The 7,934-nt window shown below is 60.4% G+C and carries 6 protein-coding genes and 1 pseudogene; 6 read left to right on the top strand and 1 reads right to left on the bottom strand.

Annotated features, from left to right (window positions below):
• The 4 genes and pseudogenes from AC1D1Z_RS31135 to AC1D1Z_RS31120 form a co-directional block, all read left to right on the top strand.
• Positions 1 to 288 (top strand): annotated as a pseudogene (locus AC1D1Z_RS31135) (peptidase domain-containing ABC transporter); the annotation flags it as partial.
• Entirely contained in the window at positions 285 to 1,727 is a 1,443-nt protein-coding gene (locus AC1D1Z_RS31130; RefSeq protein WP_131647706.1) for an HlyD family type I secretion periplasmic adaptor subunit, read from the top strand. The pseudogene AC1D1Z_RS31135 and the gene AC1D1Z_RS31130, both read left to right, overlap by 4 nt.
• A 146-nt stretch (positions 1,728 to 1,873) precedes the next feature.
• Positions 1,874 to 3,079 carry an L-2-hydroxyglutarate oxidase gene (gene lhgO / locus AC1D1Z_RS31125; RefSeq protein WP_477852694.1) on the top strand — a complete coding sequence of 402 codons (1,206 nt, stop codon included), beginning with the start codon at positions 1,874 to 1,876 and terminating at the stop codon, positions 3,077 to 3,079.
• A gap of 441 nt (positions 3,080 to 3,520) precedes the next feature.
• A complete protein-coding gene (locus tag AC1D1Z_RS31120; RefSeq protein WP_131647707.1) occupies positions 3,521 to 5,323 on the top strand; it encodes an adenine deaminase in 1,803 nt (600 codons plus the stop codon).
• 94 nt (positions 5,324 to 5,417) lie between these two features.
• Here AC1D1Z_RS31120 and AC1D1Z_RS31115 read toward each other — a convergent pair whose 3' ends face one another.
• Positions 5,418 to 5,675: a CrpP-related protein gene (locus AC1D1Z_RS31115; RefSeq protein ID WP_018246626.1), complete on the bottom strand. Its 258-nt coding sequence runs from the start codon at positions 5,673 to 5,675 to the stop codon at positions 5,418 to 5,420.
• Between the two features lie 742 nt (positions 5,676 to 6,417).
• Between AC1D1Z_RS31115 and AC1D1Z_RS31110 the strand changes: the two genes are divergently transcribed.
• Complete coding sequence (locus AC1D1Z_RS31110) at positions 6,418 to 6,984, top strand: sugar transferase (RefSeq protein WP_026188787.1); 567 nt, start codon at positions 6,418 to 6,420, stop codon at positions 6,982 to 6,984.
• Between the two features lie 121 nt (positions 6,985 to 7,105).
• Positions 7,106 to 7,934, top strand: an 829-nt coding sequence (locus tag AC1D1Z_RS31105) for a nucleoside-diphosphate sugar epimerase/dehydratase (RefSeq protein ID WP_477852692.1), incomplete at its 3' end; no start/stop codon positions are given.

Here is a 7,934-nt window from a genome sequence, read left to right as displayed (position 1 = left end):
GCCATTGCCCGCGCGCTTATCACCGATCCGAAGCTGTTGATCTTCGACGAGGCGACGAGCGCGCTCGACCCCGACAGTGAGGCGATCATCCGCGAGAATCTGAGCCGCATCGCCGCCGGCCGCACCGTCGTCATCGTCTCGCACCGGCTTTCGACGCTCGTCGATGCCGATGCCATTCTCGTCATCGACCGTGGCAAGGTCGCCGATATCGGCCGGCACGATCAGCTTGTATCGCGCTGCATGACCTATCGCCACCTGTGGTCCCAGCAGATGAGGCAGGTCGCATGAACGCGCACACCAGAAAACCCAGCGAGAACCTGCCGGTCCCTTCAGACAAGGCTCCCTCAGAGAAGGTGCCCTCGGGCAAGGGAAGGGAACTGACCGCCCGCCCGCCGCTGCCGCCGGCAATTGCCGAATTCCAATCCGATGCCGTCGAGCTCGAGGAACGTGCGCCGCCCAGAGTTGCGCGCATGACGCTCTATTGCGTAACCGCGCTGATTGCTTCGGCGATCACCTGGGCCTCGGTCTCCTCGATCGACGAGGTGGTGATCGCGCCCGGCAAGCTCGTCACCACCCAGCCGACCATCGTCGTCCAGCCGCTCGAAACCTCGATCATCCGCACGATCGAGGTGAAGGCCGGCGAGGTCGTGCATACCGGTCAGACGCTCGCGACCCTCGACGCCACCTTCAGCCAGGCCGATGTCGACCAGCAGCAGGCGAAATTCTCCGCGCTCGACGCCCAGGTGAGGCGCATCGAGGCCGAGCTTGCCGGCGACGACTATACGAAGATGGCGGGAGATACGCCCGACCAGATGCTGCAGGCGCAGCTCTTCGGCCAGCGACGCGCCTTCTACGTGGCGCAGCTGCAGAATTTCGATCAGCAGATCGCCGGCCAATCGGCCGCTCTTGTGGCGAGCAAAAACCAGGAGGCGGTGCTCAATGACCGACGTGATGGGCTCTCACAGATCGAAGCAGCGCGCGAGAGGCTCTATGACAACCAGAGCGGTTCGCTAATCACGCTGCTCGGTTCGCGCGACGCCCGCCTCGACGTCGAATCCGATCTGACAGCCGTCCGCGGCCGGGCCGACGAGGCCGCACACTCCTATGCCAAGCTGACGGCGGACCGGCAGGCCTTCATCGAGGATTTCCGCCGGGCGGCGATGGAGCAATTAGTGGAGCTGCGCGGCCAGCGTGACATGGCGGACGAGGAACTAAAGAAGATGGCACTGCGCCGCAACATGGTCGTGCTGACGGCTCCGGCCGATTCCGTCGTGCTCGACCTGGCGCAGCGCTCGGTCGGTTCGGTGGTGCGGGAGGCGGAGCCGGTGGTCACACTCGTGCCCATTAACGTGCCGCTGGAAGCGGAAGTCTCGATCAACACGCGCGATATCGGCCGGGTGGCCGTCGGCAAGGAAGCCCGTATCAAGCTCGACGCCTATCCGTTCCAGAAATACGGAACCGCGACAGGCGAGGTGAGGACCATCAGCCAGGACACCTTCCTAACCGGCCAACAGGAGCAGACCGCCACCTCCGGCCAGCCGGCCGCCCCCTTTTTCAAGGCGCGGATCCTGCTTGCCGATACCCGGCTGAATGCCACAGATGTGCCGGTGCGACTGCTTCCCGGCATGACTGTGACCACCGAAATCAAGGTCGGCAACCGCACGGTGATCTCCTATTTCCTTTATCCGCTGCTGCGTGGCCTCGACAACGCAATACGCGAACCTTAGGACGTGATGGATCAGTCTCCCCGGACTGGGATCTCGAGTAAGATTCAAGGCAGAAATTTCGCGTCTCAAAGCCGCGGCCTGTCGCGCCCGCATGTTCGTGAAGTCGGATCTGCCCGGCTTCCGGCGTTAACTTCGATCGATTGGGAATGAGTGTCGCAATGATTCACGACGTCTGCATTATAGGCGGCGGCATAGTTGGTCTTGCCACCGCCATGGCCGTTCTGGAAAAGCGGCCCGGTGCAAGTGTAGTTCTCCTTGAAAAGGAGTCTGGCTTGGCCGTCCACCAGACAGGGCACAACAGCGGTGTCATCCACGCGGGAATTTACTATGCGCCAGGCAGCTTGAAAGCGCGCCTTTGTCGGGAGGGGGCCGATGCCATCAAGGCGTTCTGCAGGGAGAAGGGTGTACCCTATGAACAATGCGGAAAACTGGTGGTTGCCACCAACGAGCTCGAACACCGCCGCCTGAAGGACCTGGCCGAACGGGCAARGATCAACAACATCGATATCGAATGGCTCGATCGGAATACGCTGAAACAACGCGAGCCCATGGTCGAAGGCGTCGCGGCAATTTTCGTTCGGGCAACGGGTATCGTCGACTACAAGGCTGTGTGCGTCGCCATGGGCGCGCATCTGGCCGCTCAGGGCGTGGAAATCGAATTGAATACGCAGGTTTCMGCGATCCGCGAAACCTCGGATCTCGTGGAGATTTCAGCGGGTGAGCGCCAATGGCGGGCCAAACAGCTGATCGCCTGCGCCGGTCTGCAGTCCGACCGCATCGCCAAACTTGCGGGCCTCCAGATCGATCATCAGATCATCCCGTTCAGGGGCGAATATTTCCGCCTGCCGCCGTCGCGGAATGGACTGGTCAGGCACCTGATCTATCCGGTGCCCGATCCGTCGCTTCCATTCCTTGGCATTCATGTCACCAAGATGATCGACGGCAGCCTTTCCGTCGGACCCAATGCCGTTCTGGGAATGGCGCGCGAGGGGTATCCGAAATTCAGCATAAACATCCGGGATCTCAGCGAGTGTCTCTCGTTTCCGGGCCTATGGCGACTTCTCTGGAAAAACGCAGGCGCCTCCGTGCAAGAGTTCAGGGACTCGCTGTGGCGGAAAAACTATCTGGAAGCGTGCCGCAAATACTGCCCGTCGCTGACATTCGAAGACCTTCAGCCGATGGAAGCGGGCATCAGGGCCCAGGCCGTGACGCGGGACGGGCGTCTGGAGCATGATTTCCTGTTCCTAAAGACGGGTCGCATGCTGCACGTCTGCAATGCGCCGTCCCCAGCAGCCACGTCGTCGATCCCGATCGGCCGGGATATTGCCGACAGGTGCTTTTCCGCCGGCTGAAGAAACCGTGAGGGAAACCGGATGACGTTCAAGACAAGATTTCTCGACGTCGGAATGAACGATGYCGGTCGCTCCGACCGCGGAGCCAGCAGGAGGTCGAACTCGTTCCAGGTCAGGACTGGATAGGGGGATCTTGCATAGCTTCGATGCGACCGGCGCCATGCCGCTTGTCCGGCTCCGGGTGGCAGCCTCTTTCGTTTCTTCATTCTGCCGCCGGCGAAAGGGGCTGGTCCGGTTCGATGAAGTCGTTCTGCCAAGCCTTATGTCCTCGCCAGACGTTTGTCAGTTCTGCTCGATTGCCCGAGCGGTAGGGCATCCCTGCCTGTTGTCCCGATTCAGTAGGCTGGTACCCACGCCAGTGACAACAACTATTCTCGCTTCCTTCCCTCGATGGCGTTCCCTACAATCTGCCTGTTCTCCCGCCCTGGAAATGAGGTTTTCATGAGCACGCTTACCCGCTTCTCCGTTCAGCCGCTCTCGACCATGACCCGCCGTCTTGCCGATGTCGCCTCCGCTCGTCGCGAACCCGATCTGGTCATCCAGGGCGCGCGCGTCTTGTCCACCTATTCGGAGCGCTTTCTCGAAGGACGGGAAGTCTGGATTTCGGGTGGCCGCATTGCTGCCGTGAAGCCGGCTGGTAGCTACAGGGGCGGGAGCGCTAAGCTCTACGACGCCAAGGGCGGCATCATCGCCCCCGGCCTGGTCGATCCGCATATCCATATCGAATCCTCGATGGTGACGGCCTGCGCCTATGCCGAAGCGGCCCTCCTCAACGGCACGACGACGATCTTCTGCGACAGCCACGAGATCGGAAACGTCATGGACGTCGACGGCGTCGAGGCCATGCTCGAGGATGCACGGCAGGCGCCGCTATCCATCTTCCTGACCGTGCCGAGCACCGTGCCGGCGACGACGCCGGATCTGGAAACAGCCGGCGGCGACCTGACGCCGGACAAGATCGCCGCCCTGTTCGACAAATGGCCAGAAGCAGTGGCTCTTGGTGAGAAAATGGATTTCGTCCCGGTCGCGATGGGCGACGAGCGCAGCCATGCGATCCTGGCTGCGGCACTCGAGCGCGGCAGGCCGGTGTCGGGTCATGTCTACGGGCGAGAGTTCGTTGCCGCCTATGCGGCATCCGGCGTCACCGACACGCATGAAGCCATCGACCGCGACATTGCCGACGACCTCCTGGAAGCCGGCCTGTGGATCTTCCTGCGCGGCGGCCCACCGACGACGCCTTGGCATTCGCTACCGCAGGCGATCAAGACGATCACCGAGCTCGGCGCTTCCCACAAGCGCGTCGCCGTCTGCACCGACGATCGTGATGCGGAAGACCTGCTCGCCTTCGGCCTCGACTGGGTGACGCGCGAAGCCGTGAAATACGGCATGAGGCCGGAACAGGCCTGGGCGATGGGTTCGCTGCACGGTGCGACGCGGTTCGGCATGGAAGGCGAAATCGGCGGTCTGGGTGGCGGACGCCGCGCCGACCTGGTGCTTCTCAGCGACGACCTTACGCCGGTCAGTACCTGGTATGGTGGCGAGCTCGTCGTCGACGGCAAGAAGATCACGCCGATCCTCGACGAAGCCCTGTCGAAACCATACCGCTATCCGGATACCGCCTACCACACGGTCAAGCTGCCAAAAAATCTCAAGCTGACACCGGACCTGCCGACGGAGACGGTCGTCGCTCATACGATCAAGACGGAGCTGCCTGGCATTACGCTGGGCCATGTCACCGTCACGCTGGAACCGGCCAATGACTGGCAGGCGCATTTCGACAGGCACGACCTCTGCTTCGTGACGGTGGTGGAGCGTCATGGCAAGTCTGCCGGCAATATCGCCCACGGACTGCTCAACGGCTTCGGGCTCAGACAAGGCGCGGTCGCATCCTCGGTCGGCCACGACAGCCACAACATCATCGTCGCCGGCACCAATGCAGCGGACATGCAGGTGGCGCTCGACGCGATCGAAGAAAAGCAGGGTGGCGTCTGCGTCGTGATGGACGGCAAGGTGACGGCCATGGTGCCACTGCCGATCGCCGGGCTTTTGTCCGACAAGCGCGTGCACCAGGTCGCGGACGAGGTAAAGGCCTTGAAGCTCGAATGGGAAAAGGCGGGCTGCACCATCGCCTATATGGGCTTCAACCTCATCCCGCTGTCGGTCATCCCGGAAATCCGGATAACCGACAAGGGTCTGGTTCTGGTGCCGGAAATGGTGATCTCGCCGCTCTTCGAAAAGACCTGAACGCCGGCAATCCAATGGCAAAAGAGGTGCGGATCCTTCGCTGCGACGGGGCAAGAAAACCTAACTCTTCGCTAGCAAACCGCCATCAGTAACGTTACGTATCGAGCGCACGTTGTTTGGCAGCAGAGATCAACTCCTTGAAGTGCGCAGCAATCCTACCTTCGCGGCTAGCGTCCTCCGCTTCCCAACCGAACTTCCACGCGTCGTGACGCGCAAGCCAATCCCCGAGGGCACTGGTATCACCAGTAGGCATCCTATCGGCGGCGAGATATGGGTTTTCGTGAGCCTTCAGGCCGAGCACCCGCGCCCTTGAGCCGGCTTCCTGTAAATCGATCAGCTCTTCAATCGTCATACGCGATCCCCCACGATGTCGGCGAAGGTAACATCGCAGTCCGCGCATGCAAGAGAATGCTAATTAATGGGTTAATTTGGGACAGTTGCCAGCTCGCGGCTGCGCCAGCACGTGGGCATCCGTGTGGGCAATGCCTATGCTGAAAATGCCATGTCGGTCGATCATTGTCATGACTTCGTCGGGCGTGGCGACGATCGCTCCGCGCTGAGCGGCAAGGAAATCCGCCGGAGCGGATCAAGCGACACGAGCGCATCCTGAAGAACAAAGCCGATCTTTTCGCCACGCAGGCGTCGCCAGTCCCTTTCGCCAAAATTGCCGCTACAGCCCTCCGACAACCTTTTATGGGACGCAACTCAGCGTGCGGAGTGGTCGTTCCAGTGGGCCACGGGCAGCAGCCAGAATGAGGTGTCCTGCTGGACGAATGTCAGGGGCCACATCAGCATATTAAGCAGAATGGCACCCGGGACGACGAGCGGTGTCGGTCCGTATCGGCCAAACAAGCTGCCAACCGCGGGGGTGCATAAGACCCATGATCAGCCTCCCGGGGGAAGCAGCCGACCGGTTTGCAGCGTGGTGGAACCCAGACGGGCATGGCGGGAGGGGGCCAACAGGTCGATGATCGATCGAGCATGCCTATAGATAAAACACCATGTCCTCCAGTTGACGCGAAACGCTTTTTGACGATACGGCAGGCGATAGCGTGAACGGCGGATGGTCGGTCGATGGCGCGGAGCTGCGGAGCATGGGTTTGAAACGGGCGGTGGATTTTTTGCTGGCTTTGATTGCGTCGGTGATCCTGCTCCTTCCAATCCTCATCGTCGCTCTTTGTGTTCGCCTTACCTCGCCGGGACCAATCCTTTATTGGTCAAAACGTGTCGGCCGTTTCAATCAGATCTTTTTGATGCCAAAGTTTCGCAGCATGCGCGTCGACACGCCGACGGTTGCCACGCATCTGCTTGAAAACCCGGATCGGTTTCTGACGCCCATCGGCTCGTTTCTACGCAAATCCAGCCTCGATGAACTGCCGCAGCTCTGGTGCATTCTCGAGGGGAAGATGAGTTTCGTCGGCCCACGGCCGGCACTCTACAATCAATACGACCTAATAGAATTGCGGACGGCCCATGGCGTCGACAAGCTCTTGCCCGGATTGACGGGATGGGCGCAGATCAACGGACGTGACGAATTGCCGATTCCGGAGAAGGTTAAATTCGATATCGAATATCTCGAACGTCGCTCGCTCGGCCTCGACATAAGCATCCTGTTTATGACGGCCGAGAAGGTAATCCGCCGTAAGGGAATAAGGCATTAAGCTACCTACTTCTGATAGATAAGCAGTGCGGAAGACCTTGGTTTCCGATTATTTCAGTTGCGCTCGTTGCAGAAAATGACAAGAAGGTGGTGTCGATCGATCTGCGAAACGCTGGTAAGCAATGCCTGAAAATACCCCCGCTGAGACATCGCGCTCAGGATGGTTCTTAAAGCCGATGCAAGCGCTCGTCGCCCCTCTGTTGGCGATGCCGCGGGTTGCCAAACGTGCTCTGGCTTTGCTGGTGGATTCCAGCTTTTGCGTTCTAACCATCTGGCTGGCCTATTGCTTCCGCCTCAACGAATGGACGGTACTAACCGGCGTCCAGTGGTTGCCGGTCTTCGTTTCCTTGTGCATGGCACTTCCCATTTTCATCGTCATGGGCATGTATCGGGCGATCTTTCGTTATGCCAATATGGCTGCTTTCATTACTGTTCTGAAGGCGATTGCGATCTACGGCTTTGCCTTCATGACGATCTTTACCGCCCTCAGTGTGCCGGGCGTTCCGAGAACCGTCGGCATCCTCCAGCCCTTCCTGCTGTTGATTGCGATCGGGCTGTCGAGGCTGGGTATCCGCTACTGGCTCGGGGATGCCTACCAGCGCATCCTCCACAAGAATATGCTCGCCAAGGTGTTGATCTATGGGGCGGGGAAGGCCGGGCGGCAACTGGCGGCTGCCTTGATGAACAGCGCCGAACTCAATGTCGTCGGCTATCTGGATGATGATCCGCGTCTCAAGGGCGGCGTCATGGGTGGTTTGCCGATCTATGACCCCTCGGATCTTCCGGTGCTTGCCGAAGCTCTTGGCGTCCACAATGTACTTCTTGCTCTTCCATCCGCATCGCGACAGCGTCGCAACGAAATCCTGGAGCACATCCGCAAAGCCAGGGTCAATGTTCGTACATTGCCCGATCTCACGGCCCTGGCTCAGGGACGCATCGCCGTCTCCGACA

The organism is Rhizobium sp. P1_E1, assembly GCF_056406015.1.
This window is presented reverse-complemented; position numbering and strand designations above follow the sequence as displayed.